This is a genomic window from Azospirillum brasilense (assembly GCF_007827815.1).
GTDB classification, from domain to species: Bacteria; Pseudomonadota; Alphaproteobacteria; order Azospirillales; family Azospirillaceae; genus Azospirillum; species Azospirillum brasilense_C.
On record NZ_VITH01000012.1, the window covers coordinates 41,727 to 67,501 of the forward strand.

The following is a 25,775-nucleotide window of genomic DNA, read 5'->3' on the forward strand; positions in this document are numbered from 1 at the left end:
TCCACTTCGGCTCGACTGGGCGGAGCCTTTACGAAAGCTTTACCGCCGATCCTGCCCAATCCTACCCTGCCCGCCGAAGGGACGCGCTTCGGCCAAAGGTCAGACCAACCGCGGCGGAACGTCGCAGCTTTCAGTTCGGGAACGTTCTTTCATGACCTATTGCCTCGGCATCAAGACCCGCGACGGCCTGATCGGCCTGTCCGACGGGCGCATCACCAGCGGCTCGCAGCTCTCGTCCGCGCGCAAGGTGACCATGGTGGGCAGCGGCGGCGACCGCTTCTTCATCCTGAATTCGGGCCTGCGCAGCGTGCGCGACAAGACGCTGGCCTACCTGCGTCGCGACATGTCCCGCCGCCGCGGCGAGACCTACCCGACCATGCTGGACGCGCTGTCGGCCTTCACCGCCTGCCTGCGCCAGGTGGCGGCGGAGGACAAGGAGGCGCTGGAGGCGTCCAAGCTGGCCTTCAACCTGCACGCCATCATCGGCGGACAGCTCGCCGAGGACCGCGAGCCCTACATGTTCCTGGTCTATCCGGAAGGCAACTGGATCGAGGTGGACGAGCGCACGCCCTACCTGTCGATCGGCGCCACCGCCTACGGCAAGCCGATCCTGGACCGCGCGCTGTCCTACAGCACGGACATGCAGACGGCGCTGAAGATCGCCTACCTGTCGTTCGACAGCACGCGCTTCTCGTCCAACGATGTCGGCTTCCCCATCGACATGGTGACCTTCAACGCCCAGGAGCGGCTGTGGCGCCAGTCGAACTTCGACTACGACGATCTGGTCGAGCAGCGCCTGTGGTGGAACCGCAACATCACCGAGTTGGCCCGGCGCATGCCGGACGGTCCGTGGGTGGACACGCTGCTGGCCGCCGGCGCGCGTGCGGATGTCGCTGAGGAAGAGGTGGTCTGAGGTGTGAAGCCTTGCCCCCTCCCTAACCCTCCCCCGCTATCGCAGGGGAGGGGACTGATCTCCCTCTCCCACGCAGCGGGGGAGGGCCGGGGAGGGGGCGATGTCAGCCCTGCCCGCTACTTCCCGGCGAACAGCCACGTCCCGAAGGGAGCGGTCGGCCCGATCAGCCCGTCGCGGCCCACCTGCACTTCGAACACCACGCCGGCGCTGTCCACCTGCCCGCCGGTCGGCAGGGTTCGCGGCGCGTCCTGCGGGCGCGGCAGGGCGGGGTAGGGCACGCCGGTCCCCTGCGCGCTGCCGTCCAGCTCCTTCAGCGGCCCGTCGAAGCGGATGTCGGAGAAGCGGTCGGACGGGTAAGGGTAGGCGTTGAAGAACCAGCTTCCCCGCCGGCAGCCGTTGATCAGCCAATAGACGCCGTTGGACGGCAGGCGCACCCCGCTCGGCGCCGGCTCGAAGGCGCCGCTCTCGTAGAGGCGCAGGACGAACAGGGCGAACTGGCGCGGCGAGAGCTGGGCCTTGGCGACCGGGCCGCGGGCGACCGCCGCCGGGTCGTCCAGGTCGATGCGGGCGAGGTCGGTGGCCTCCAGGACACGCGCCTCGACCAGCGCGCCGCCGGTGCCGCGGTCGCCGACGATGTCGTAGGTCCGCACATGCTTCTGGTAATCGGCGTTGAAGACCAGCCGGTAGCGGTCGGTCTCCCCCTTGGTGCAGGCGGCGCGCAGGTCGTCGCCGTTGAGGTAGCTGACCCAGGTGAGCTTGCGCGCCACCGGGTTGTCGGTCGGCCCGACCGAGGCGCAGCCGGCGAGAAGAACCGCAGCGGCCACCCCCAGCCCCATCACCGTCGCAATCCGTCCTCTACGTCCGTCCCGTGGGGCAGCGCGCGGAGTCGTCGGGCGTCGCTCGGGCGGGCGGGTCATGAGGTGCCTCGCGTCCAGTCGGGAGGGGGAAAAGGTCCTGCGCTTCCGGGAAGATGGATCGGCGGTCGCGCTCCTTCAACGCGGTTCGCCCCCGACGGGTCCACGCCTCATCCAATTTCGTCACAGCGCCACCGAAGAAATCAAAGCGGCAAATTAACGAATTGTCGCTAGACACTGATTTCCATGGAATTTACCATTGCGCCAAACAGCAAGTATTAGCCTTTGGCGGGGGCATCATGAACGTAACGGGCCAGACCGTTCGAAGCCTGCTTTTGGCGTTCGCTTGGAGCGGGCGCGAAACGGAGGGGGAACAGGCCACAGAACGTTTGGCGAATGGACGTTCGACTCTGAGAAGTGCCTTCAGCATTACCCCTTTCGTTCGGGGTCTGTGCGGCCGGGGGCTGTGCGGTGCCCTGGCGGTGCTGGCGGTGTCCGTCCTGGCGCCGCTGCCGGCGCTGGCCGCGAAATACGCGGCGATCGTCGTCGACGCGCGCACGGGTGAGGTGCTGCACGAGGAGAACGCCGACACCCTGACCTATCCGGCGTCGCTGACCAAGATGATGACGCTGTACCTGACCTTCGACGCGCTCGACGAGGGGCGGCTGCGGCTGGATCAGGCGCTGCCGGTCTCGGCCTGGGCGGAGGCGCAGTCGCCGACCAAGCTCGGGCTGCGCGCCGGCAAGACGCTGCGGGTGGAGCAGGCGATCCTCGGGCTGGTCACCAAATCGGCCAACGACGCCTCGGTCGTGCTGGCGGAGGCGCTGGGCGGCAGCGAGGCGAAGTTCGCCGAGATGATGACCCGCAAGGCCCGCGAACTGGGGATGCGCAACACCGTGTTCCGCAACTCCAACGGCCTGCCGAACATGCAGCAGGTGACCACCGCGCGCGACTTTTCGATCCTGTCGCGGGCCATGCTGTCCGACCACTCCCGCTACTATCCCTATTTCAGCCGGCGCGCTTTCGTCTATGGCGGGCGCAGCCTGAACAACCACAACCGGCTGATGTCGCGCTACGAGGGCATGGACGGCATCAAGACCGGCTACACGGTGGCCAGCGGCTTCAACCTCGCGGCGTCGGCGGTGCGCGACGGGCGCCGGCTGGTCGCCGTGGTGCTGGGCGGCAAGTCGGCGGCCTCGCGCGACGCCCGCATGGAGGCAATCCTCGACAAGGCGTTCGACAAGCCGAGTCGCGGCTCCGAGGCGCCGGTCGTCGCCCGCGCCGGGGACGAGGACGCGCCGCGCGCCACCGCCAAGGGCAGGCCGTCGGCCAAGCCGGAGACCATCGCGCAGCTCGCCTCCACCGTCTCGACCCCCGCCGCCGTCCGTCCGCCGGCCCGCGCCCGCGACGAGGACGCCGACACGAAGGTCGACGGGTCGAAGTGGGGCGTGCAGGTCGGCGCCTTCTCGACGCGGGAGGCCAGCAAGCGGGCGCTCTCCCAGGCGACCAAGCAGGCGCCCTTCCTGCTGCGCGCCGCCAAGCCGGCGGTGACCCCGGTGAAGGCGAACGGCGCCACCGTCTACCGCGCCCGCATGGTCGGGCTGGACGAGGGGACCGCCCGCAAGGTCTGCTCGGAACTGACCCGCAGCGGCCACCGCTGCGTCCCGGTGTCGCCGAACGAGAAGCTGTAAGCCGTCTCTTTTCCGCCACACGAAAAAAGGCGCAGCCGTGAGGCTGCGCCTTTTTTCGTGTCCGTGGAGTGGAGGCCGGTCAGGCGCCCGGCTCGTTGGCGTTCGGGAAGAACAGCGAATTGCCGTTGATCTTGTAGTCCGCGATGGCCTGCTGGCCCTCGGCGGAGACCAGCCAATCGACGAAGGCCTGCCCGTCGGCGGCCTTGACGTGGCTGAACTTGGCCGGGTTCACCAGCATCACGCCATACTGGTTGAACAGGCGCTTGTCGCCCTCCACCAGGATGTCGAGGTCGCCGCGATTCTTGAAGCTGAGCCAGGTGGCGCGGTCGGTCATGGCGTAGCCGCTCACCGCGGCGGCGGTGTTCAGCGTGGCGCCCATGCCCTGACCGATGGCGCGGTACCAGCCGTCACCCGTTGTGGGATCGACGCCGGCGGTCTTCCACAGCGCCTGCTCCGACTTGTGGGTGCCGCTGTCGTCGCCGCGCGACACGAAGGGGGCCTTGGCGGCGGCGATGCTCTTCAGCGCGGCGGACACGTCCTTGCTGCCGCCGACCTTGGCCGGGTCGGCCTTCGGCCCGACGATCACGAAGTCGTTGTACATGACCGGCTTGCGCTCGGTGCTGAAGCCCTCGGCGACGAACTTGTCCTCCGACGGCTTGTGATGGACGAACAGCACGTCGGCGTCGCCGCGCTTGGCGATGTCGATGGCCTGGCCGGTGCCCTTGGCGACCACGCGGACCTCGATCCCGGTCTTCTCAGTAAACTTCGGCAGGATCGACTTGAACAGCCCCGAATCCTCGGTTGAGGTGGTCGAGGCCACGGTGATGAAGCGGTCGGCGGCGGTGGTCGGCTGAACGGAGCCGAGCAGCAGAGCCGCCGCGGCGGCGCATCCCAGCACGAAAGAACGGCGCAGCATCGGACTATCCCTCTCCAGATTCTCGCCCGCCTTGGTTGCGGGCTGTGGCGGCGACTATGGGAAAGTTCGAAGGGCTTTGCAAATTTTCCAGAATCGTGGCGGTGGCTCAGGCCCGCCGCGTCTCCCGCACCATGGCGGCGGCGAAATTCACCGACAGCGACAGCGTCATCAGTATGACCCCGAGGCCGAGCGCCAGCGGCAGGTCGCCCTTGCTGGTCTCCAGCGCGATGGAGGTGGTCATGACGCGGGTCACCCGGTCGATGTTGCCGCCGACGATCATCACCGCTCCGACCTCGGCCGAGGCCCGGCCGAAGCCGGCCAGCACGATGGTCAGCAGGCTCCAGCGCGCCTCCGACAGCAGGGTGAACAGGGTGGTCACCGGCCCGGTCCCCATCACCCTCAGCAGGTCGCCATACTCCACCAGCAGATCCTCGACGATCTGGCGGGTCAGGGCGGCGACGATGGGGACGATCAGCAGGGTCTGGGCAACGATCATCGCGGTCGGGGTGAACAGCAGCCCCAGCACGCCCAGCGGGCCGGAGCGCGACAGGATCAGATAGACGATCAGCCCCACCACCACCGGCGGCAGCCCCATCGCCGTGTTCAGGAACAGGGTCACCGCGCGCCGTCCGGGAAAGCGGAAGGCGGCGACGGCGGCGCCCAGCGGCAGGCCGATCAGGGCCGACAGCAGAACGGCGGTCAGGCTGACGCGCAGCGACAGGCCGACGATCCCCACCAGACCGGGGTCGAAATCGGCGATCAGGTGGAAGGCGGTGACGAAGGCCAGACCGAACTCATGCATAAGGATACTCGTGCATACCAAGCGCTCGCGCGTCAAATCGGGGCCGCATCGCTTCCGTCTTGCGGGAGGCGATCATCCGCCGCTTGCCCCGGCGCGCAATCTTCCCCACTCTTCCGGTCATGGACCTCTCGGAATTCACCATAAGGCCGGACCCGGCGAATCCCAAGCTGACGGAGCGCGTTTCCGGGCTGGATCAGGACGGGCGCCCGGTGGAGGCGTCGGTCACCGTGGAACGGCCGCTGACGCTGTACCTGAACGGGCAGGAGATCGTCACCATGATGACGATCGCCGACTACCCTGATTATCTGGCGGTGGGCTATCTGCTCAACCAGAACATGCTGAAGCGCGACGACCGGATCACCGGCATCGACTACGACGAGGAGATTGACACCGTCGTCGTCCGCACCGAGCGCGCCACGAACTACGAGCAGAAGCTCAAGAAGAAGACGCTGACCTCCGGTTGCGCCCAGGGCACCGCCTTCGGCGACGTGATGGAGACCTTCGAGTCGGTGAAGCTGAACCCCGACGCGCGGCTGAAGACCTCTTGGATCTACGCCCTGTCGAAGAAGATCAACCTGACCCCCAGCCTGTATCTGGAGGCCGGCGCCATCCACGGCTGCGTGCTCTGCCAGGACGACCGCCCCCTCGTCTACATGGAGGACGTCGGGCGGCACAACGCGGTGGACAAGGTGGCGGGATACATGCACCTGCACGGCGTGCCGGCGCACGACAAGATCTTCTACACGACCGGGCGCCTGACTTCGGAGATGGTCATCAAGACGGTGCAGATGGGCATCCCGATCCTGATCTCCCGCTCCGGCTTCACCGCCTGGGGCGTGGAGCTTGGGCGGCAGGCCAACCTGACCATGGTCGGGCGGGCCAAGGGCAAGCGCTTCCTCGCCCTGGCCGGCACCGACCGGCTGGACTTCGACGCCGACCCGGCGTCGGTCGGCGACGAGGGCGGGCGCCACCAGCGCAAGGGGAGCCGCGATGACGAGTGAGGGCATTGCCGGCGTGCTGCTGGCCGGCGGCCTGTCGCGGCGCATGGGCGGCGGCGACAAGAGCCTGCGCACGCTCGGCGGGCGCAGCATCCTGGAGCGCATCGTCGCCACCGTACGCCCGCAGGTCGGGCCGCTGGTGCTGAACGCCAACGGCGACCCGGCGCGCTTCGCCGCCTTTGGCCTGCCGGTGGCGGCGGACGTGGTGGAGGGCTTCGCCGGGCCGCTGGCCGGTGTGCTGACCGGGATGGAATGGGCGCGGGCCAACGCGCCGGACTGCCGCTGGCTGGCCAGCTTCGCCACGGATGCGCCTTTCATCCCCAACGATTTGGTCGCGCGTCTGGCGGCGGCGGTGGAGCGCGAGGGCGCCGACCTCGCCTGCGCCCGCTCCGACGGGCGGGAGCATCCGGTCTTCGGGCTGTGGCGGGTGGACCTCGCCGACGACCTTCGCCGCGCCATGGTGGAGGAGGACATGCGCAAGGTGGACGCCTGGACCGCCCGATACCGTCTGGCGGTTGCCGACTTCGCCACCGATCCGGTAGACCCCTTCTTCAACACCAACCGTCCCGACGATCTGGCAGAGGCGGAACGGCTGATGGCGGCGGGACTGGTCCGATGAGTGAAGCGCTGAACAGAACCGAGACGATGGCCCTGGGCATCGTGCTGGAGCGCCGCAAGGGCACCAGCGCCTGGGCGGAGTGGGCGTGGCGCCCAGTCTCGGTGATCCCCGGCGCCCCGCCGGTCGACGGTCCCTGGCGGTTGCTGCGCGAGGGGGAGGGCTGGGCGCACTTCCACGCCGCGACCCTGCCGCTAGAGCTGTTCCGCAGCGACACCGAAGGCTACAAGCTGAACCTGTCGCAGGAGCCGCCGCGCCTGTGGGTCGTGCTGCGCCCGGACGAGACGGGCGAGCCGGGGGGCGTCGTGCCCTTCGTCGTCACCGCCTCCGCCCACGAATGCGAGGCCTATCAGGTCAGCGGCGTGGAGATGGTGGAAACGGTGCCGATGCCGCCGGAGGTCACGGCCCTGGTCCGCGACTTCACCGAGCAGCACCATGTGGATGTCCCCTTCGTGAAGCGCGAGCGCAAGCGGCACTTCCCGAAGCAGGGGTGATGAATTCTTGATGGGGCTCCGGCGCCGCGCCCCCCTCCCAACCTCCCCCCGCTGACGCAGGGGGAGGAGCTGATTCCCTCCCCTGCGGAGCGGGGGAGGGCTAGGGTGGGGGCAATGTCCGGCGATCCCCGAGACACACCGACATGACCGACGAATCCTTCCTCTCCCGCTGGTCCCGCCTGAAGCGGCAGCCCGCCGCCCCCGCCCTGGAGCCGGTAAAGCCTCTTCCTGAGGAACCGCCCGCGCAACTTCCGGTGGACGCAGAGGCCGAGCCGGCCGAGACCGCACCGGATTCCGATGACCCGCTGAAGGACCTCCCGCCCGTCGAAGAGCTGACGCTGGAGTCCGACTTCACCCCCTTCCTGCGGGCGGAGGTCCCGGACGACCTGCACCGGCAGGCGCTGCGAAAGCTGTGGACTTCCGACCCGGTTTTCGCCAACGACGACGGGCTGAAGGACTACGCCGACGACTACGCCAGCCTGTTCACCGGGTCCTCGCCGGTGAAGACGCTCTACCGCGTCGGCAAGGGTTTCCTCGACGCCGCCGAGGAAGCGGCGGAGAAGGCGGAGCAGGCGACCGGCGAGATGGGCGACGTCGATGAAGACGGGAAAGAAATCGTGGCGCTTCCCGAAGGTTCGGAGCCCGAGCAGACCCCCTCTGCTTCTCAGGAACCGGGTATCGATATGATAAAAAGAGCATAACGGTAGTCCAGCCCAAGTCGCGGTAAGCACACTTCTGAGTCAACCTTTGTTGACAAACACCGCGAATCTGCCCTTTAATATACCAATCCTGAATGTTAAGCCCCTGATATGGCGAGGCTTTTCGCGGGTGCAATATGAGGTTGTCGGTCCAGGGCGTCTCGGGCGCCGGCCCATGACGCCGTGAGACTGCAGCGGGCGAGCCAATGCGCCGCCGTTGTCGCGACGGGTGGGGCCGGGTGCCGGAGTTTTGCCGATCTGGTCCTTTCGTCGTGTCGGGAGGGATGAACGCCGTGTCCGTGGCCGGTGAACACGATCCGTCGGCCTTGCCGCCGGAGGAGATGCAGCGGGCGCAGCTCTACGCGCTGCTGGCGCGTCTGCTTGCCCGCCCGCCCGGCGGGGAGTTCCTGGCCGCCCTGTCGGCGCTGGACGGGTCGGCGCTGGACGGCGACGCGAGCCCCCTCGGGCAGGCGCTGCGCGGTCTGGCCGAGGCCGCCCGCGGCACGGACGCCGCCGCGGTGGAGGAGGAGTTCAACACCCTCTTCATCGGCGTCGGCGGCGGCATCCTGTCCCCCTACGGGTCCTACTATCTCACGGGTTTCCTTCACGAGAAGCCGCTGGCCGAGCTGCGCGGCGACATGGCGCTGCTGGGCATCGCCCGTGCCGACGACGTGAAGGAACCCGAAGACCACATCGCCGCCCTGGCCGAGATGATGGCGGGTCTGATCACCGGAGCCTTCGACGCCCCGGCCGATCTGGAGGCGCAGCGCCGCTTCTTCGACCGCCACATCGGCTCCTGGGCCGGCCGGTTCTTCACCGATCTGGAATCCACGCCGTCCGCCGCCTTCTACCGCGCGGTGGGCACGCTGGGTCACCGGTATCTGGAGGTCGAGGGCAAGGCCTTCGACATGGCGGCATGATCGGGCGGCGTGACGGGGCGGCCTGACCGCACACCGGCACCGCCGCCGAACAGACAGCCAAACAACGAGACCGGTCCACGACAAGGCCGGTCCGGAAACGCTCAAAACAAGGCCCGGAAACCGGGCGTCCCATCGGTCTTCAGTCTCGGGGAAGCCGCGAAGAATAGGGTGAAGCTATGACGGACAAGAAGGAAAAGACCACGCTGGCGCGGCGCGACCTGTTCCGCGCGGCTGGATTGGGCGTCGGCGCGCTGGGCGCCGCCGCCGTGGGCGCCGTGGCGGGTGCCGAGCCGGTGCAGGCCGCCGAGCCCGCCCCCGCCCAGGGCTACCGCGAGACCGACCATGTCCGGACGGTCTACGAACTGAGCCGCTTCTAAGAAGGACCGCCGCACATGCTGACAAAGAAGAAGGCGGCTGCTTCCGGCGGCCGTTCGCTGGCGAAGATGGTTTCCGGCTTGACCGGTAACACCGTCGACCGTCGTTCGTTCCTCCGCACCTCGGGCATCGCCGCCGGTGGCGCCGCCATCGCCGCCACCATGCCCTTCGGCATGGTGAAGAAGGCCGAGGCGGTGACCGCCACCCCCGCCGCGGGCGCGCCGGTCAAGCTGGTCAAGAACGTCTGCACCCACTGCTCGGTCGGCTGCACGGTCACCGCCGAGGTGCAGAACGGCGTGTGGATCGGCCAGGAGCCGAGCTTCGACAGCCCGATCAACCTGGGCGCCCATTGCGCCAAGGGTGCGGCTGTGCGCGAGCACGCCCACGGCGACCGCCGCCTGCGCTACCCGATGAAGATGGTGGACGGCAAGTGGACCCGGATCTCCTGGGACCAGGCCATCCAGGAGGTCGGCGACAAGCTGCTGGCGATCCGCGAGAAGTCCGGCCCGGATTCGGTCTTCTGGCTCGGCTCGGCCAAGCACAGCAACGAGCAGGCCTATCTGATCCGCAAGTTCGCCGCCTTCTGGGGCACGAACAACGTCGACCATCAGGCCCGCATCTGCCATTCCACCACCGTCGCCGGCGTGGCGAACGTGTGGGGCTATGGCGCCATGACGAACTCGTACAACGACATCCAGAAGTCGCGCGCGATGTTCTTCATCGGCTCCAACGCCGCGGAGGCCCACCCGGTCTCCATGCTCCACGTCCTGAAGGGCAAGGAGCAGAACAACGCCCCGCTGATCGTCGCCGATCCGCGCTTCACCCGCACCGCGGCCAAGGCCGACGAGTACATCCGCTTCCGCCCCGGCACCGACGTCGGCCTGATCTGGGGCATCCTCTGGCACATCTTCGAGAATGGCTGGGAGGACAAGGAGTACATCGCCAAGCGCGTCTACGGCATGGACGAGATCCGCGCCGAGGTCGCCAAGTGGACTCCGGAAGAGGTCGAGAAGGTCACCGGCGTTCCGGGCTCGCAGCTGAAGCGCGTCGCCCGCACGCTGGCCTCCAACCGTCCGGGCACGCTCGTCTGGTGCATGGGCGGCACGCAGCACCACATCGGCAACAACAACACCCGCGCCTACTGCGTGCTCCAGCTGGCGCTGGGCAACGTCGGCGTGACGGGCGGCGGCACCAACATCTTCCGCGGCCACGACAACGTGCAGGGCGCCACCGACTTCGGCGTCACCTCGGACTCGCTGCCCGGCTACTACGGTCTGGCGGAGGGCGCGTGGCGCCACTGGGCGCGCGTCTGGGACGTCTCCTATGACGAGGTCCTGGCCCGCTTCAAGGACAAGAAGCTGATGGAGGCCACCGGCATCCCGGTGTCCCGCTGGTTCGACGGCGTCCTGGAAGCCAAGGAGAACATGGACCAGCCCGAGAGCATCAAGGGCATGGTCTTCTGGGGTCACGCGCCGAACAGCCAGGTTCGCCTTCCGGACATGAAGAAGGCGATGGAGAAGCTGGAGCTGCTCGTCGTCGTCGATCCGTTCCCGACGATGACCGCCGTCCTGTCCGACCGCAAGGACAACTTCTACCTGCTGCCCGCCGCCACCCAGTTCGAGACCGTCGGGTCGCGCACCGCGTCCAACCGCTCGGTCCAGTGGTGCGACAAGATCATGGAGCCGCTCTTCGAGGCGAAGACGGACCATGAGATCATGTATCTGTTCGCCAAGAAGTTCGGCTTCGCCGAGCCGATGTTCAAGAACATCAAGCTCCACGGCAACGAGCCGGACATCGAGGACACCACGCGGGAGTGGAACCGCGGCATGTGGTCGGTCGGCTACACCGGCCAGTCGCCGGAGCGGCTGAAGCTGCACATGCAGCATCAGGCGACCTTCGACAAGACCACGCTGCGCGCCAACGGCGGCCCGTGCGACGGCGACTATTACGGCCTGCCGTGGCCCTGCTGGGGCACGCCGGAGATGAAGCATCCGGGCACGGCCAACCTCTACGACACCTCCCTGCCGGTCGCCGAGGGCGGCGGCGCCTTCCGCGCGCGCTTCGGCGTCGAGCGCAACGGCGTGACGCTGCTCGCCGAGGGCTCCTACCCGGTCGGGTCGGAGATCAAGGACGGCTACCCGGAAGTCACCTACGCCATGCTCGACAAGCTGGGCTGGACCGGGGAGCTGACCGAGGCCGAGATGGCCGTCATCAAGAAGATCGGCGGAGAGAAGATCGGCGCGGTGTCCTGGACCACCGACCTGTCGGGCGGCATCCAGCGCGTGGCGATCAAGCACGGCCTGAACCCGCCGGGCAACGCCAAGGCCCGCTGCGTCGCCTGGAACTTCCCGGACCCGGTGCCGGTGCACCGCGAGCCGCTCTACACGCCGCGCCGCGATCTGGTCGCCGAATACCCGACCTACAAGGACACCAAGTCCTGGCGTCTGCCGACGCTCTACAAGTCCATCCAGGACCGCGACGTGTCGAAGGAGTACCCGATCATCCTCACCTCCGGCCGTCTGGTCGAGTATGAGGGCGGCGGCGACGAGACCCGGTCGAACCCCTGGCTGGCCGAGCTTCAGCAGGACATGTTCGTCGAGATCAACCCGTTCGATGCCAACAACGCCGGCATCAAGGACGGCCAGATGGTCTGGGTCGAGGGTGCGGAGCAGGGCAAGGTGAAGGTCAAGGCCATGCTGACCGAGCGTGTCGGCCGCGGCGTCGCCTTCATGCCCTTCCACTTCGGCGGCCATTACCAGGGCCAGGATCTGCGCGCCAAGTACCCGCAGGGCGCCGACCCGATCGTGCTGGGCGAGGCGGCGAACACCGCCACGACCTACGGTTACGACTCGGTCACGCAGATGCAGGAAACCAAGACCACCCTCTGCCGGATCTCGGCGGCCTGAGACGCTAGGAGTTCATCACCATGGCCCGCATGAAATTCCTCTGCGACGCGGACCGCTGCATCGAATGCAACGCCTGCGTCACCGCCTGCAAGAACGAGCACGAGGTGCCCTGGGGCATCAACCGCCGCCGCGTCGTCACCATCAACGACGGCAAGCCGGGTGAGCGGTCGATCTCGGTCGCCTGCATGCATTGCTCCGACGCGCCCTGCAAGGCCGTCTGCCCGGTCGACTGCTTCTATCAGACCGAGCAGGGCGTGGTCCTGCACAACAAGGACCTGTGCATCGGCTGCGGCTACTGCTTCTACGCCTGCCCGTTCGGCGCCCCGCAGTACCCGCAGGCCGGCAACTTCGGCACCCGCGGCAAGATGGACAAGTGCACCTTCTGCGCCGGCGGCCCGGAGGCCGACAACACGGACGCGGAGTACAGGAAGTACGGCCGCAACCGTCTGGCCGAAGGCAAGCTGCCGCTCTGTGCCGAGATGTGCTCGACCAAGGCCCTGCTGGCCGGCGACGGCGACAAGGTGTCGGACATTTACCGCGAGCGCGTGGTCGCCCGCGGCTTCGGGTCCGGCGCCTGGGGCTGGGGCACCGCCTATCAGATGAAGGCGGGGTCGTGACCGTGATCCGCCGCACCGTTTGTGCGATGGCGCTTCTCCTCGTCACCCCGCTTCTGGCGGGGTGCAACGAGGAGGAGCAGGCGCGCCCGATCCATCTGGAGAAGGGCGTCTACCGCGGCGCCGCGGACAGTTCTCTGTCCGCGGATCAGGTCCAGGCGCTCCAGCAGCGCTCGGCCGGCCAGCGTTTCTGATTGGCGCGGTTCTCAAGGGAAGGGCTGACGCAATGACGTCGAATCATTCCAAGGGCGGGGTCGGCAGGACGCTGCACATCGTCCTGCTGGGCGTCGCCATGCTGGCGCTGACGCTGGTCATGGCCAACGTATCGGCCGCGTCGGCGGCGGAGGCGTTCCCGCCGGTCGCCAGCCAGCCGGCCGACGGCACCTCCAAGACCGACATGTGGCGGGGAATCCGCTCCGGCGAGCAGGGCTATGTCTCCATCCCCAACAAGAGCGCCGGCGTGCTGGTGCAGTCGGAAGGGGAACTGTGGCGCTCGGTCCGCAACGGCCCGCTGTCCACCTACGGCGGCTGGGCGCTGGGCGGCATGATCGGGCTGCTCGTCCTGTTCTTCCTGGTGCGCGGGCGCATCCGGATCGACGGCCAGAAGACCGGCCGGACCATCCAGCGCTTCAACGCCTTCGAGCGGGGTGTGCACTGGCTGACCGCCGGCAGCTTCGTCATCCTGGCCTTCACCGGGCTGAACGTGCTGTACGGGCGCTATACCGTGCTGCCGCTGCTGGGGCCGGAGGCGTTCGCCACGATGACCCAGTACGGCAAGTTCGCCCACAACTACCTGGGCTTCGCCTTCATGCTGGGCATCCTCCTCATCTTCGTGATGTGGGTGAAGCACAACATCCCGGAGCGCAACGACATCACCTGGGCGCTGAAGGCCGGCGGCCTGTTCAGCAAGGGCGTGCATCCGGCGGCGAAGAAGTTCAACGCCGGCCAGAAGGTGATCTTCTGGGCGACGGTGCTGGGCGGCGCGGCGCTGGGCTTCACGGGCGTGCAACTCCTGTGGCCCTTCTCCTTTGCCTCGCTGGCCGACCTGCAGCTCTATCAGCTGATCCACGCCGCGGTGGCGGTGGTGCTGACCGCGGTCATCATCGCGCACATCTACATCGGCTCGGTCGGCATGGAAGGCGCCTTCGACGCCATGGGCACGGGCGACGTCGAACTCCAGTGGGCGCGCGAGCACCACTCGCTGTGGGTTCAGGAGGTGACGGGAGAGACTCCGCGTTCGCACCACGGCCGCCACCGCGCGCCCGCCGAGTGAGGACACCAACCATGCGTTCCTTCCTGATCGGCCTGCTGCTGGCCGGGGCGCTCGCCGCTCCGGCCGCCGCCCAGACCTCCGACCAGACCTCTCCGGCGGCCAAGCCGGCGGACGAGGTGAAGCGGATCGTCGAGCAGACCTACAACGTGCAGGTCCTGCGCGTGACCGAGGCGGCGCTGGAGGACGGCACCGCCGTCTACAAGGTCGCCGCCATGATGCCGGGGACCGCCGGCAACGCGGCCTTCATGGTCAACACCCTGACCGTCGATGCGGCAACCGGTCTCGCGCTTCCGCCCTTCCGCCATCATGCGGCGGGTTACAGCCTGCCCCAGGGCGGCAGCTACGAGCCGAACCGGACCTCCAACAACCCCGCGGTCGCCCGCGGACACACCTGGCGCTGAGATTGCCGGGCGCCGAGAACGTCCCGCGTTGACACCTGTTACCCCCTGACCGGTGGCTGCGAGGCCGCCGGTCTTTTCCTTTTCGGGAGGCGGTTTGGGCATGGTGAGAGGGCGTCATCCGGGGAATCCACCGTGCCGCACCCGCCGCCGGCTGCTCGCGCTGGCCGCGGTCGCGCCCATCCTTGCCACCCCTCTGCTGTCCCGCGCCGCCGACCTGATCGGCCACGGCGCCATGGTCAACGCCGTCGCCGTGTCGCCCGACGGAACCCGCGTCCTGACGGGAAGCTGGGACTATTCGGCCATCCTCTGGGACCTCGCCTCCGGTACCCAGATCGCCTCCTTCCACGAGCACGCCGCTGGCGTCACCGCCGTGGCCTTCCTGCCGGACGGCACGCGCGCCCTGACCGGCAGCCGCGACGCCGCCATCATCCTTTGGGACCTGAAGAGCGAGCGGCCGCTGCGCCGCTTCGAGGGGCACACCGGCACCGTGGCCGGTCTGGCGGTAGCGCCGGACGGCCGCAGCTTCGCCTCCGCGGGCTGGGACTTCGCCATCCGCGTCTGGGATCCGGAGAGCGGTGCCGCGCTGCGGGTGCTGGAGGGGCATGGCGCCAATGTGAACGCCGTGGCCTACACCCCGGACGGCGGCCGGCTGGTCTCCGCCGGCTACGACTTCCAGATCCGCGTTTGGGACGCCGCGACCGGTCAGGAGAAAGCGGTTCTGGAAGGGCATGAGGGCAGCGTGAACGGTCTGGCCCTGTCCCCAGACGGACGGCTGGCGGTCACGGCGTCCAGCGACGAGACGGTGCGGCTGTGGGACCTTGAGGCCGGCATCCTCCTGCGCACGCTCTATGGGCACAGCGGCTTCGTCACCTCCGTCGCGGTCTCGCCCGATGGCAGGACCCTGCTGTCCGGCGGTGGAGGCGACCGGCGCGTCCGGTTGTGGGACACCGCCACCGGGCGGCAGCTCGCTTCCTTCCACGGCCATGAGAAACCGGTCCTGGCGGTCGCCTTCACCCCGGACGGGCAGGGCGCCCTGTCCGCCGGCTACGACGCGGTGGTCCGCCATTGGAGCCTGGTGAGCAAGGCCGACGCCGAGCGCCCATGATCCTCTTTCGGATGGCATGATTAGCCCTCTCCCCGGAGGGGAGAGGGGAATTGGAACATGCCTCAGTTCCCCCACCGAGCGTCCTTGACAGGCACCGTTCACCCATGGCCCGTTCGGCACTCCGTCGTTCCGGAATCGAGACCGCAGCCCATGACCAGCCTGTCCCACCCGGCGCAGCGCCGCGCCATCATCGACACCTGCCTCGCCATGAACGGGGCGGGCATCAACCAGGGCTCATCGGGCAACCTGTCGGTGCGGGTGGAGGGCGGCTTCCTCATCACGCCGAGCAGCCTGCCCTATGACGAGACGGCGCCAGAGGACATCGTGGAGATGGGCTTCGACGGCACCTATGTCGGCCGGCGGCGGCCCTCGTCGGAATGGCGCTTTCACCGCGACATCCTGAAGGCGCGGCCCGACGTGGATGTGGTGCTGCACGCCCATTCGACCTTCGCGACGGCGCTGGCCGTCCATGGCCGGGGCATCCCCAGCTTCCATTACATGGTGGCTCTGGCCGGCGGCGATTCGATCCGCTGCGCGCCCTACGCCACCTTCGGGACGCAGGAGCTGTCCGACCACGTCGTCGCGGCGCTGGAGGGGCGGCTGGCCTGCCTGCTGGCCAACCATGGCATGATCGTGCTGGGCAAGACGGTGAAAGGCGCGCTGGCGCTGGCGGTGGAGGTGGAGACTCTGGCCCGCCAGTATCTCCACGCCCACCTGCTGGGCGAGCCGGTCATACTACCGCCCGAGGAGATCGCGCGCGTCGCCGAGAAGATGCGCCGCATGAAGTATGGCCTGCCGCCCGACGAGGGTGCAGCGCTGGAGGACACCGCCCGCCCGCGCGAGGCCTGACGGCTGACGGCTGACGGCTCCCGGCGTCAGGAGGCCAGTTGGGCGACGGGGCGCAAGGGGCCGACGGTGACCAGCGGGCGCTTGGCCGCCCCGGCGGTGCCGACCTGGAGCGGGCGTTCCTCCGCCGGGGGCTGGTAGTAGGCGGGCAGGGCCACCGTGACGCGTGTGCCCTGACCGGGCTCGCTCGCCACCTCGATGTCGCCGCCGAGCATGGCGGCGTAATGGCCGACCAGCGTCAGGCCGAGCCCGGCGCCGCGCCGCCTGGGGCCGCTGCCGCCCTGGCCAGTTCCGCCCTGGACGAAGGGCTGGAACAGCCGGGCGGTCTGGCTGGTGGCGAAGCCGCTGCCGCTGTCGCTCACGGTGAAGCGCAGCCAGGGCTCGCCGTCGCGCTCGACCCGCTCGGCGGCCAGCCGGACGGCGCCGCCCTGGGTGAACTTGCAGGCGTTGTCCAGCAGGTTGAGAAGCGTTTGCCGGACCTTGCCGAAATCCGAATACATCTGGCCGAGCGCCGCAACCTCGGCCTGGAGCGTCACGTCGTTGCCGTTGAGGTCGGCGGCGGGCAGCGTGCGCTCCCGCGCCTCGATCAGCAGCCGGTGCACGTCGAAATCCTGAAGCACGACGTCCATGTTGCCGGCCTCGATGCGGGCGTAATCGAGAATCGCGTCGACCAGGGTGAGCATCTGCTCGCCGGTCCACTGGATCTGCTCGATGTCGGTCGCCAGTTCCCCGGCGCCCAGCCGGTGCAACTCGCCCATCAGCGACTGGCTGGAGGCGACGATCGCGTTGAGCGGGGCGTGAAGCTCCTGACCGATGTTGACCAGGAAATGGGTCTTCGCCTCGTTGGCGGCGTCGGCGCGCTCCTTGTCGCGCAGCAGCTGGCCGTGCCGGTCGGCGGCCTCCTGGCGCTGACGCTCCATCTCCGCCGTGTTGTCGCGCAGGATGCGGACGGCGCGGGCCATGACGGCCACCTCGTCCGCTCCGTCGTCCGGCGGCAGGGCGACGTCGGTCCGCCCGGCGGCGAGCGAGGTCACCGCGGCGGCCATGCCGGCGACCGGACGGGCGACCCGGCGGTTGACGAACCAAACCATCGCCAGCCCCGCCAGCGTCACCGCCAGCGCCGCCCACAGGGCGATGCGCAGCGTGCGCCAGGACTGGTCGGCCAGACCGCCGCGCAGTTCCGCCGCGACGGCGTCGTTGCGCTGGCGGATCTCCGCCGCGTGGGCGGCGACGGCGGCGGCGTTGGGCGTCAGCCGCTCGGCGCGCAGCCCGTCCTCGTCGGCCAGGGAGGCCTCGATGCTGTCCAGCACCCCGTCGATGCCGGCCAGCGCCGCCTCCACCTCGTCGATGGTCTGGCGGGTGCCGGGGACCCAGAGGTAACGGTTCATCTCCGCCAGCTTGGCGCGGGCGTTGCCCAGCTCGGCGCGCATGCGCAGCGAGTCGCGGTCGTCGCGCCGCGCGACGTAACGGCCGAGATGGTCCTGCATCATCAGGATGGCGACGGTCGCGTCGCCGGCCAGCGCCGCCGAATCGACGCCGCCCGCGTCCTTCAGCCGGCCCAGCCCGGCGCGGATCTGGGAAATCTGCGGCTCCAGCACCGACTCGGTCAGGCGGGCGCGCTCGCCGCGCAGGGCGACCAGCGCCTCGAAACCGCTCCAATAGGCGTCCAACGCCGCGCGCGCGCCCTCTACCGAACGGCGGTCGGCAGCGTCCTGCGCCATCCCGGCCAAGGCGCTCAGCCGTTCCAGAAGGCCGTCGCGGCGCAGCCCGGCGTCGAGCAGGCTCTGCTGCTCGCCCTCGGCCAGATGGTCGCGGACCGAGACCTCCAGGTCGCGCAGGCCGATGTCCAGGTCGGCGGCGGTCTGGGAGGCGTCGGCGTAGCCGGAGAAGGTGCCGACCTCGCGGCTGACTCCGTAGAGCGAGGCCACACCGATCAGCGCCAGCAGAAGGACCAGGGCCAGGACCACGCCGAAGCCCAGCCCGACGCGCGCGGCGAGCGTCAGCTCGTCCAGGCGGCGCAGGAGGCCGACCCCCGGAAGGGAGCGCGCGAGGCGGGCCGGGGCACCGGGGGAGGAGGGGGCGTCGCCGGACCGGGGCAGGGTTCCGTTCCGCGTCACGCCACGTCCCGTACGCGCTGTCGTTGGTAAGCCACGAGATCCGGCCGAAGGTTGCGGGCGGGAAAAGCCCGGCGTTGTCAGAAACCCCTCCGTGTGCACGGACGGGTGGCGCGGATTGTAGCTTGGCGCGGCAACGGCGCAAACAGACAAGTGCGTAAGGTTCAGCCCCCTTTAAACATCTCCCGCAGGGCTTCAGGCCGCGCCGTGGAAGGCGTAGGCTTGCATGCCGATGCTGCCATGCTCGAACCCGGCGTGAAGCCGCTCCGTTCGCACCGCGTCCCCGGCGGCCCCGAAGGCCACGGGCAGCGGCAGGAAATGCTCGTCGGTGGGATGCGCCGCCTTGGCCTGCGGGCAGAGCGTCTTCCAGCCGGCCAGCGACGCCTCGTCGCCCGCCGTCAGCACCCCGTCGAGCCAGCCGGCGAACTCCTCCGCCCAATCGGCCACGTCACTCTGGCCGAAGCGGAAGTCGCCGAGATTGTGGACGGCGCCGCCGCTGCCGAGAATCAGAACGCCCTCTTTCCGCAGGGGCGCCAGGGCGCGGCCGAGCGCGATGTGGTCGCCCGCGGTGGCGCCGGGCTGGACGGAGAGCTGGGCGACCGGGATGTCGGCCTCCGGGTACATCAGCATCATCGGGACCCAGGCGCCGTGGTCGAGCCCCTGGTCCGGGTCCACGGTGGCGCCGGTCAGCGCCCGCACGCGGTCGGCCAGCGCCGGGGCGCCGGGTGCCGCGTAGCGCATGGCGTAGAGGGCGCGGGGGAAGCCGTAGAAATCGTGGATGGTGTCCGGCTGCGTGGCGCCGCTGATTGCCGGGCTGCGGGTCGTCCAGTGCGCCGACACCGCGATCACCGCGCTCGGGCGGCCCAGCCGCTTGCCCAGACCGGCCAGGAAATGGCGGCCCGGCGAATCCTCAATGATCAGGGTGGGGGCACCGTGCGAGACGAAGACGCTGGGGAAGGCGGACGAGGGCAGGGCGGTGGCCGGCTGGGTCGTGGTCATGAAAGGGGCTCCGGGTTGCCGGACCATTCGACCAAAGAAAAACCCCGGCGCCTAGGCCGGGGTTTTTCGAAAGACTGTTGCCGGTGGGGCAACGATCTCAGTGCAGGTGCTTCGGCAGCTCGGCGATCGACTGTTCGATCAGCTTGTCCGCCTGGGCCGGCTGGATGCCGGTTTCCAGGATGCGGCGGCTGGCGTCCATGGCGATGTCGACGGTCAGGTTGCGGACCTCGGCCAGCGCCCCGGCTTCCGCCTGGGCGATGCGGTCCATGGCCTGGGCCTCGCGGCGCTTCAGCGACGCTTCGAGGTCGGCGCCGGCCTGCGAGCGGAGACGGTCGGCCTCCTCGCGGGCGTGGGCGATGATGGCCTCGGCCTCCTTCAGCGCGTCGCGCTGACGGCGCTGGTAGTTGGCGAGCAGCGCCTGGGCGTCTTCACGCAGGCGCTGGGCCTCGTCCAGCTCCGCACGGATCTTCTCGGCGCGGGCGTCGAGAAGGCCGGTGATCGCGCCGGACGCCTTCTTCCACACCAGGGCGGCGAAGATGATGAAGGCGATGGCGACCCACATTTCAGGCGTGTTCATGACCGGCGCTCCTCGATCACGGCGGCGACCGCCGCATCGGCCTGGGCCGCGTCGACGTTCAGCCCGGCCAGACGGCCGGCGACGTCGCGGGCGATGTCGGCGGAGATGGCGCGGACGTTGGCGACCGCCTGCTCCTTGGCAGTGGCGATGTTCGCCTCGGCGCTGCGCAGACGCTCGGCGTTCTCGGCGTTCAACTGGGCCTGGCGGGCGTGGTTGTTCGCGTCGATCTCGGCGGCCACCTGGGCGATCAGGGCCTGGGCTTCGGAACGGGCCCCGGCGAGGGACTGATCGACCTGGGCCATGGCGGCCTCGGCCTCTTCCTTGAGCGAAGCGGCCTTGCTCAGGTCGCGCGAAATGCGCTCCTGGCGCTCCTCCAGAACCTCGGCCACGCGCGGCAGCGCTTTCTTGGACAGGAGGTAGTAGAGGGTGATGAAGGTCAGCGCCAGCCAGAAGATCTGGGTGGGGAAGGTGGCGGGATTGAGCTGCGGCAGGCCGCCGGCGGCGTGCTCGCCGCCATGGGCGGCTTCCGGCGCGTGCTCCGCCGCCGCCGCCAGGACGTTACCGGCAAGCACGGTCAGAGTGGCGAGCGAGGCGCCCGCAGCACCCGACCAGCGGACCAGCCGTCGCTTGGCCAACAGGTTCGGCATGGATCGGTCCCCCTAGGCAAGAATGCGGCGCCGAAACTTCGAGAGCCCGGCGCCGCGTCAGAGCGAAATTAAAAGTTCGCTCCGGCCTTAGGCGAACAGGATCAGGAAGGCGATCAGCAGGGCGAACAGCGCGACGGCTTCCGTCAGCGCGAAGCCCAGAATGCCGATCGGGAAGACCTTCGGCTGGACGGCCGGGTTGCGGGCGATCGAACCGATCAGGGTCGAGAAGATGTTGCCGATACCCAGGCCGACGCCGGCGAGGGCGATAACGGCCAGACCGGCACCGACGTACTTGGCGGCTTCAGCTTCCATGGTACTCATTCCTCTAGGTAAGGGTGAACTGTGGTGGAAAAGGTAACGAGGTGATCCGGGTTGGCGCTGGTGCTCAGTGCAGTTCCAGCGCGTCGCGGATGTAGAGGCAGGTCAGGATCGAGAAGACGTAGGCTTGCAGGAACGCGACCAGGAACTCGAAGCCGGTCAGCGCGATGTTGATGGCCAGCGGGACGAGGCCGGCGAGGAAGCCGACGGCGCCCAGGCCGCTGATCATCATAACCGTGAAACCCGCGAACACCTTCAGCATGGTGTGACCGGCCATCATGTTGGCGAACAGTCGGATCGACAGGCTGACGGGGCGCATCAGGTAGGAGATCACCTCGATCGGGATCAGGATCGGGGCGAGCGCCAGCGGCGCGCCGTGCGGCATGAAGAAGCTGAAGAAATGCAGGCCGTGCTTCATCAGGGCCAGGACGGTCACGAACACGAACACCGTCGCCGCCAGCGTGAAGGTCACGATGATGTGGCTGGTGAAGGTGAAGGTGAACGGGATCATGCCGACGAGGTTGCCGAACAGCACGAACATGAAGATCGCGAAGACGAACGGGAAGTAGGGGCGGGCGTCATGCCCGGCGTTGTCCCGAACCATGTTCGCGACGAATTCGTAGAAGATCTCGGCCAGCGACTGCAGGCGGCCCGGAACCAGGGCGCGGCCAGACATGCCGAAGACGAGCAGCGCGTAGATCAGCGCGACCGCCACGACCATGAAGAAAGCCGAGTTCGTGAAGGACACGTCATACCCGGCGATCACGATCTGGAGGATCGGGTTGATCTGGAACTGGTGCAGCGGATCCAAGGTCGTCCTCACTCAGTGTGCGTCGCCGTTGGGGCGCTCGTTGTCATCCTCACGGGCCCGGCGGTAGCCGGGGGCTAATCCGAGCCCGGTGATGGCCCGGTAGACATTCAGAATTCCGGCCGCCGCGCCGAGGAAGAACATGACGATCAATCCCCAGGGCGCCGTTCCGAGCCAGCGGTCGAGCAGAAGCCCGCCACCGACGCCAACGATCATGGCTGCGACCAGCTCGGTTCCGATTCGAAAGGCGATGCCGAGAGGACTCTGCGGCAGCCGGTGATATTTCCCCGGACCGCTCTGCGATTCCTTCCCTTCACGCGCCTTCTTCAGTCGGGCGTCAAGCTCTGCCAGAGACGGCGGGGGCTTTTCGTCGCTCATGTCGCTTCGTTGTCCCCGTTGTCTCGCAGCCACGCGAAAGCGGCGAGACCATACGGACAGGGCACAACCCTGTCAAGTCGCAAAACCCTTAATACAAGTGCTTGAAAACCCAACAAAACCGCGCCGAAACCTTGGTATTACCGGGTCAAAGGGCGCGGCTCCGCTCATGTTTTCCGTCAGCCGGCAATGCGGGTGCCCAGATCCTGGGCCACGCGGTCGGCGGTGGTGCCGGCCGGATACACCCCGAGGAAGCGCCCGTCGGGGCCCATCAGGTAAAGAAAACTGGAGTGATCCATCAAGTAATCCTCCGGCTTTCCGCCTTCCTGAGGCGCCTTGGCGTAATAGACCCGGTAGGCCTTGGCCGCCGCCTTCACCTGCTCCGGCGTGCCGGTCAGCCCGACCAGATTGGGGTGGAACAGGCCGACATAGTCCTTCAGATGCGCCACCGTGTCGCGCTCCGGGTCGACCGAGATGAACATCGGCTGCACCTTGTCCGCCTGCACGCCCAGCAGGTCCATGGCGCGGGCCATCGTGCCCAGCTCCGTCGGGCAGACGTCGGGGCAGTAGGTGTAGCCGAAATAGATCAGCAGATATTTGCCGCGATAGTCGGCGTCGGTGACCGTCTTGCCGTCCTGGTCGGTCAGGGTGAAGGGGCCGCCGATGGGCACGCTGCTCTGCACCGTGCTGGAGGCGTTGTCGACCTGCCACCAGGCGATGCCGGCGGCGATCACGAGCCCCACGACGGAGGCGGCGGCGATGCGGATGAGTCGGGCTTTCATGACCGACTGGAATGGGGCGGCGCACGGTTCAGGTCAAGAGGACAATCTGCCCAAGGAGCGAGCGCCGCGCGCTCACCAGAGGCGCCGCGCGGCCCAGCGCAGCGCCAGCGCCGCGGGGGCCGCCGCCAGCGCGATCGGCGCTAGGGTGGTCACGGTCAAGGTGCCGGTGGCGGCATAGACCGCGGCGGCAGCGATGCCGCCCGGCAGCAAAGCGAGGAGCAGCCAGGCCAGGCGGGGTTTCCAGACGGCGAAGTCGACCGTGCCCTTGGCCATCAGCCAGGCGACTCCCTCGAGAAGAGCATCGATGATCATGTCCATCGGGACTGCGGCCTCGTGTCCGGTTGCTCACGCCGCCTTGCGCGCCGGTTCGCCCGGGTGGGCCAGATGATGTCCGATCCGCTTGTCGAAGCGCTGGATGTGGCCGGTCAGCCAGTCGCGGAAGAGGGCCAGCAGGTCGTCGCCGACCCGCGGCTCCCCGGCCTCGAAGCGCTGCTTCAGCTCGGCCACGCGCTTGCGCAGGGCGTCGTGCTGCGCCTTGTGCTGAACGAAGTCGGGATAGCCCGACCGCTGCATCACCCGCTCCTCCTCCTCGAAATGCAGGACGGTGTAGGCGACGAGCTGGTCGATGGCCGAGCCGATGGCCTGCGGCACTTCGCCACCCCGGATGCGCCGGGCCGCCCGGTTGATCAGCGCCACCAGGATCATGTGGTCGTTGTCGATGTCCTCCTGCCCGACGGCCAGCGTGTCGTTCCAGGGCATGAAGACCTCCTCGCCGGCGGGGGCGAAGAGGGTGGCCAACTCCGCGCTGTTGATCGCCTCCACATTGACCAGGAAGGCGTCCACCAGGGCGCGCAGGGCACCGGCCTGCTGCGCCAGGCTCTCGGCGGCGTCGAGCAGGCCGTTGGCCGCTTTCTCCGTTTCCAGCGCGGAGACCGAGACCTCGTCGATGCTGGTGGAGACCTGCCGCGTGCCCTGCGCCGCCTCTCCCGCGCTGCGGGCGATCTCGCCGGTCGCCGCGCCCTGCTGCTGGACCGCGGCGGCGATGGAGGTGCCGATCTCGTCGCTGCGGGCGATGATCCCGGCGATCTCGCGGATGGCGGTGACGGCGCCCTGCGAGGCGTGCTGGACCTCGCTGATCTGGGCGGCGATCTCCTCGGTCGCCTTGGCGGTCTGGCCGGCGAGGTTCTTCACCTCGCCCGCCACCACGGCGAAGCCCTTGCCCATCTCGCCGGCCCGCGCGGCTTCGATGGTGGCGTTCAGCGCCAGCAGGTTGGTCTGGCTGGCGATGCTGGTGATGAGGTCGGCGACCTCGTTGATCTTCTGCGCGGCGTGGCCCAGCCCGTCGATGCGCTCGCTCGCCTGGCGGGAGGCGGTCACCGCCTGCATGGAGATGTGCGATGAGGTGGCGACCTGGGTGCCGATCTCGGCGATGGCGCTGCTCAGCTCCTCGGCGGCGGCGGCGACGGTCTGCACGTTCACCGAGGCCTGCTGCGACGCCCCGGCGACCGACGCCGCCTCGCGCATGTTGCGGTCGGCGGTGTCGGACAGCGAGCGCGCCGTGTTCTCCAGCGCCTGCACCGCCAGTCCGACCGCCCCGACCATGGCGGAAACCGTGGCGTCGAACCGCTCGGTCAGCCGCTCCAGGGCGCGGGCGCGCTGCCCGGTCACCCGGTGCTCCACCTGCTGACGCTCCCAATGGCGCCGCAGGTCGATCTGGTTGTTGCGGAAGACCTCCAGGGTGCGGGCCATCACGCCGATCTCGTCGCCGCGCCGCGTGCCGGACACCGTCACCGCGGTGTCGCCGCCGGCCAGCGTCTGCATCACCCCGGTCATCGCGTGCAGCGGGCGGACGATGGCCCGGCTGACCAGCAGGGCGATGCCCGTCGCCGCCAGGGCGATCAGCAGCCCCAGCCCGCCGAGGAACAGGGCGGCCTCGCGGAAGGCGGCGGCCACGTCGTCCACATAGATGCCGGACCCGATCAGCCAGCCCCAGGGTTCGAACCCGCGCACGTAGGAGATCTTCGGCACCGGCTCCGCCTGACCGGGTTTCGGCCACAGATAGTCGACGAAGCCGCCCTCCGCCGCGACACCGACGCGGGTCATCTCGACGAACAGCAGCTTGCCGTTCGGGTCGGCGGTGCGCGACTGGTCCTGCCCGTCCATCTCCGGGCGGATCGGGTGCATGATCATGCGCTGCGCACGGTCGACGACGAAGAAATACTCCGAGCCGGCGTAGCGCAGCCGGCGCAGCGCGTCCTTGGCCGCCGCCTGGGCGGCGTCGCGGGTCAGCGCGCCCTTGCGCTCCATCGCCTCGTAATGGGCGACGAGGCTGTGGGCGACCTCCACCACGCTGCGCGTCTTGTCCTGGCGGTCCTTCATCATCTCGGCCCGCAGGCCGAACAGGCTGACGGCGGCGATCAGGGCGAGCCCGACGGCCGCGACGCCCAGGATGACGGAGATCTTACCCTTGATGCTGATGCGCTCGAACACCTGACGATCCTCCGGAATTTTCTTGTTTCGGCGCGCGCGCCGGGTCCGGACGGGGCGGAAACCGTCCGGTAATTCTGCTAAATTTTTTGTTACTTTTGCTCCGGGGTCCTGATCGTCGTCAAGACGCATCAACCCAGGGTGAGAAAAGGTCGCGGCCATCCCGTCAAACGTTCGAAAAGACAGGCATTCTGCGCCGCAAAAATGGAAAGGGAGGCCCGCAGGCCTCCCTCAGTTGTGCGCGGC

The 25,775-nt window shown here is 68.7% G+C and carries 28 protein-coding genes; 15 read left to right on the top strand and 13 right to left on the bottom strand.

Annotation, left to right across the window (positions count from 1 at the left end; genetic code table 11):
• The first annotated feature begins 151 nt into the window (after positions 1–151).
• Complete coding sequence (locus FBZ83_RS22725; protein WP_145689031.1) at positions 152–913, top strand: peptidase; 762 nt, start codon at positions 152–154, stop codon at positions 911–913.
• A gap of 116 nt (positions 914–1,029) precedes the next feature.
• On the opposite strand, the gene FBZ83_RS22730 is transcribed toward FBZ83_RS22725, so the two are convergent.
• Positions 1,030–1,830 (bottom strand): hypothetical protein, encoded by an 801-nt coding sequence (locus FBZ83_RS22730; protein WP_145689032.1) that lies wholly within the window; start codon positions 1,828–1,830, stop codon positions 1,030–1,032.
• Between the two features lie 419 nt (positions 1,831–2,249).
• Between FBZ83_RS22730 and FBZ83_RS22735 the strand changes: the two genes are divergently transcribed.
• Positions 2,250–3,458, top strand: a complete 1,209-nt coding sequence (locus tag FBZ83_RS22735; protein WP_247888435.1) for a D-alanyl-D-alanine carboxypeptidase family protein — start codon at positions 2,250–2,252, stop codon at positions 3,456–3,458.
• Positions 3,459–3,537: 79 nt separating this feature from the next.
• On the opposite strand, the gene FBZ83_RS22740 is transcribed toward FBZ83_RS22735, so the two are convergent.
• On the bottom strand, positions 3,538–4,374 hold the full coding sequence (locus tag FBZ83_RS22740) for a substrate-binding domain-containing protein (protein WP_145689034.1): 837 nt from the start codon (positions 4,372–4,374) through the stop codon (positions 3,538–3,540).
• A gap of 106 nt (positions 4,375–4,480) precedes the next feature.
• Positions 4,481–5,176: an ABC transporter permease gene (locus FBZ83_RS22745; protein WP_145689035.1), complete on the bottom strand. Its 696-nt coding sequence runs from the start codon at positions 5,174–5,176 to the stop codon at positions 4,481–4,483.
• Positions 5,177–5,295: 119 nt separating this feature from the next.
• On the opposite strand from FBZ83_RS22745, the gene fdhD reads away from it, so the two are divergent.
• From fdhD to FBZ83_RS22810, 13 genes are all read left to right on the top strand, one after another.
• Complete coding sequence (gene fdhD / locus FBZ83_RS22750; protein WP_145689036.1) at positions 5,296–6,177, top strand: formate dehydrogenase accessory sulfurtransferase FdhD; 882 nt, start codon at positions 5,296–5,298, stop codon at positions 6,175–6,177.
• A complete protein-coding gene (gene mobA / locus FBZ83_RS22755; RefSeq protein ID WP_145689037.1) occupies positions 6,167–6,793 on the top strand; it encodes a molybdenum cofactor guanylyltransferase MobA in 627 nt (208 codons plus the stop codon). Before fdhD ends, mobA begins: the two co-directional genes overlap by 11 nt.
• Positions 6,790–7,284, top strand: coding sequence for a DUF3305 domain-containing protein (locus tag FBZ83_RS22760; protein WP_145689038.1), 495 nt, complete (start codon positions 6,790–6,792; stop codon positions 7,282–7,284). Before mobA ends, FBZ83_RS22760 begins: the two co-directional genes overlap by 4 nt.
• A gap of 143 nt (positions 7,285–7,427) precedes the next feature.
• On the top strand, positions 7,428–7,985 hold the full coding sequence (locus tag FBZ83_RS22765; RefSeq protein WP_145689039.1) for a DUF3306 domain-containing protein: 558 nt from the start codon (positions 7,428–7,430) through the stop codon (positions 7,983–7,985).
• Positions 7,986–8,275: 290 nt separating this feature from the next.
• Positions 8,276–8,902 carry a TorD/DmsD family molecular chaperone gene (locus tag FBZ83_RS22770; protein WP_145689133.1) on the top strand — a complete coding sequence of 209 codons (627 nt, stop codon included), beginning with the start codon at positions 8,276–8,278 and terminating at the stop codon, positions 8,900–8,902.
• 176 nt (positions 8,903–9,078) lie between these two features.
• Complete coding sequence (locus FBZ83_RS22775; protein ID WP_038529100.1) at positions 9,079–9,279, top strand: hypothetical protein; 201 nt, start codon at positions 9,079–9,081, stop codon at positions 9,277–9,279.
• A gap of 15 nt (positions 9,280–9,294) precedes the next feature.
• The gene (locus tag FBZ83_RS22780; RefSeq protein ID WP_145689040.1) at positions 9,295–12,183 is read left to right on the top strand and encodes a formate dehydrogenase subunit alpha; all 2,889 of its coding nucleotides are present in this window, start codon (positions 9,295–9,297) and stop codon (positions 12,181–12,183) included.
• Positions 12,184–12,203: 20 nt separating this feature from the next.
• Positions 12,204–12,800 carry a formate dehydrogenase FDH3 subunit beta gene (gene fdh3B, locus FBZ83_RS22785; RefSeq protein WP_038529096.1) on the top strand — a complete coding sequence of 199 codons (597 nt, stop codon included), beginning with the start codon at positions 12,204–12,206 and terminating at the stop codon, positions 12,798–12,800.
• Positions 12,797–12,991: a hypothetical protein gene (locus tag FBZ83_RS22790; RefSeq protein WP_114859180.1), complete on the top strand. Its 195-nt coding sequence runs from the start codon at positions 12,797–12,799 to the stop codon at positions 12,989–12,991. The genes fdh3B and FBZ83_RS22790 overlap by 4 nt, the downstream gene beginning before the upstream one ends.
• Positions 12,992–13,023: 32 nt before the next feature.
• Positions 13,024–14,070: a formate dehydrogenase subunit gamma gene (locus FBZ83_RS22795; RefSeq protein ID WP_145689041.1), complete on the top strand. Its 1,047-nt coding sequence runs from the start codon at positions 13,024–13,026 to the stop codon at positions 14,068–14,070.
• Between the two features lie 11 nt (positions 14,071–14,081).
• On the top strand, positions 14,082–14,471 hold the full coding sequence (locus tag FBZ83_RS22800) for a hypothetical protein (protein WP_145689042.1): 390 nt from the start codon (positions 14,082–14,084) through the stop codon (positions 14,469–14,471).
• A 100-nt stretch (positions 14,472–14,571) separates the two neighbouring features.
• Positions 14,572–15,576, top strand: coding sequence for a WD40 repeat domain-containing protein (locus FBZ83_RS22805; RefSeq protein WP_145689043.1), 1,005 nt, complete (start codon positions 14,572–14,574; stop codon positions 15,574–15,576).
• A 150-nt stretch (positions 15,577–15,726) separates the two neighbouring features.
• Entirely contained in the window at positions 15,727–16,425 is a 699-nt protein-coding gene (locus FBZ83_RS22810; RefSeq protein ID WP_145689044.1) for a class II aldolase/adducin family protein, read from the top strand.
• A gap of 26 nt (positions 16,426–16,451) precedes the next feature.
• On the opposite strand, the gene FBZ83_RS22815 is transcribed toward FBZ83_RS22810, so the two are convergent.
• From FBZ83_RS22815 to FBZ83_RS22860, 10 genes are all read right to left on the bottom strand, one after another.
• Entirely contained in the window at positions 16,452–18,539 is a 2,088-nt protein-coding gene (locus tag FBZ83_RS22815) for a sensor histidine kinase (RefSeq protein WP_145689045.1), read from the bottom strand.
• A gap of 192 nt (positions 18,540–18,731) precedes the next feature.
• Positions 18,732–19,535 carry a DODA-type extradiol aromatic ring-opening family dioxygenase gene (locus FBZ83_RS22820; RefSeq protein WP_145689046.1) on the bottom strand — a complete coding sequence of 268 codons (804 nt, stop codon included), beginning with the start codon at positions 19,533–19,535 and terminating at the stop codon, positions 18,732–18,734.
• 97 nt (positions 19,536–19,632) lie between these two features.
• Positions 19,633–20,112, bottom strand: a complete 480-nt coding sequence (locus FBZ83_RS22825) for an ATP synthase subunit B (protein ID WP_038529084.1) — start codon at positions 20,110–20,112, stop codon at positions 19,633–19,635.
• Positions 20,109–20,759, bottom strand: coding sequence for an ATPase (locus FBZ83_RS22830; RefSeq protein WP_145689047.1), 651 nt, complete (start codon positions 20,757–20,759; stop codon positions 20,109–20,111). The genes FBZ83_RS22825 and FBZ83_RS22830 overlap by 4 nt, the downstream gene beginning before the upstream one ends.
• Before the next feature lie 87 nt (positions 20,760–20,846).
• Positions 20,847–21,071, bottom strand: a complete 225-nt coding sequence (locus tag FBZ83_RS22835) for an ATP synthase subunit C family protein (protein WP_014239727.1) — start codon at positions 21,069–21,071, stop codon at positions 20,847–20,849.
• A gap of 73 nt (positions 21,072–21,144) precedes the next feature.
• Complete coding sequence (locus tag FBZ83_RS22840) at positions 21,145–21,888, bottom strand: F0F1 ATP synthase subunit A (RefSeq protein ID WP_035672105.1); 744 nt, start codon at positions 21,886–21,888, stop codon at positions 21,145–21,147.
• 12 nt (positions 21,889–21,900) lie between these two features.
• Complete coding sequence (locus tag FBZ83_RS22845; protein ID WP_014239729.1) at positions 21,901–22,263, bottom strand: AtpZ/AtpI family protein; 363 nt, start codon at positions 22,261–22,263, stop codon at positions 21,901–21,903.
• A gap of 176 nt (positions 22,264–22,439) precedes the next feature.
• Positions 22,440–23,042: an SCO family protein gene (locus tag FBZ83_RS22850; RefSeq protein ID WP_119507426.1), complete on the bottom strand. Its 603-nt coding sequence runs from the start codon at positions 23,040–23,042 to the stop codon at positions 22,440–22,442.
• Between the two features lie 72 nt (positions 23,043–23,114).
• Complete coding sequence (locus tag FBZ83_RS22855; protein ID WP_145689048.1) at positions 23,115–23,360, bottom strand: hypothetical protein; 246 nt, start codon at positions 23,358–23,360, stop codon at positions 23,115–23,117.
• A gap of 27 nt (positions 23,361–23,387) precedes the next feature.
• Positions 23,388–25,532 (bottom strand): bacteriohemerythrin, encoded by a 2,145-nt coding sequence (locus FBZ83_RS22860; protein WP_145689049.1) that lies wholly within the window; start codon positions 25,530–25,532, stop codon positions 23,388–23,390.
• Between the last annotated feature and the right edge of the window lie 243 nt (positions 25,533–25,775).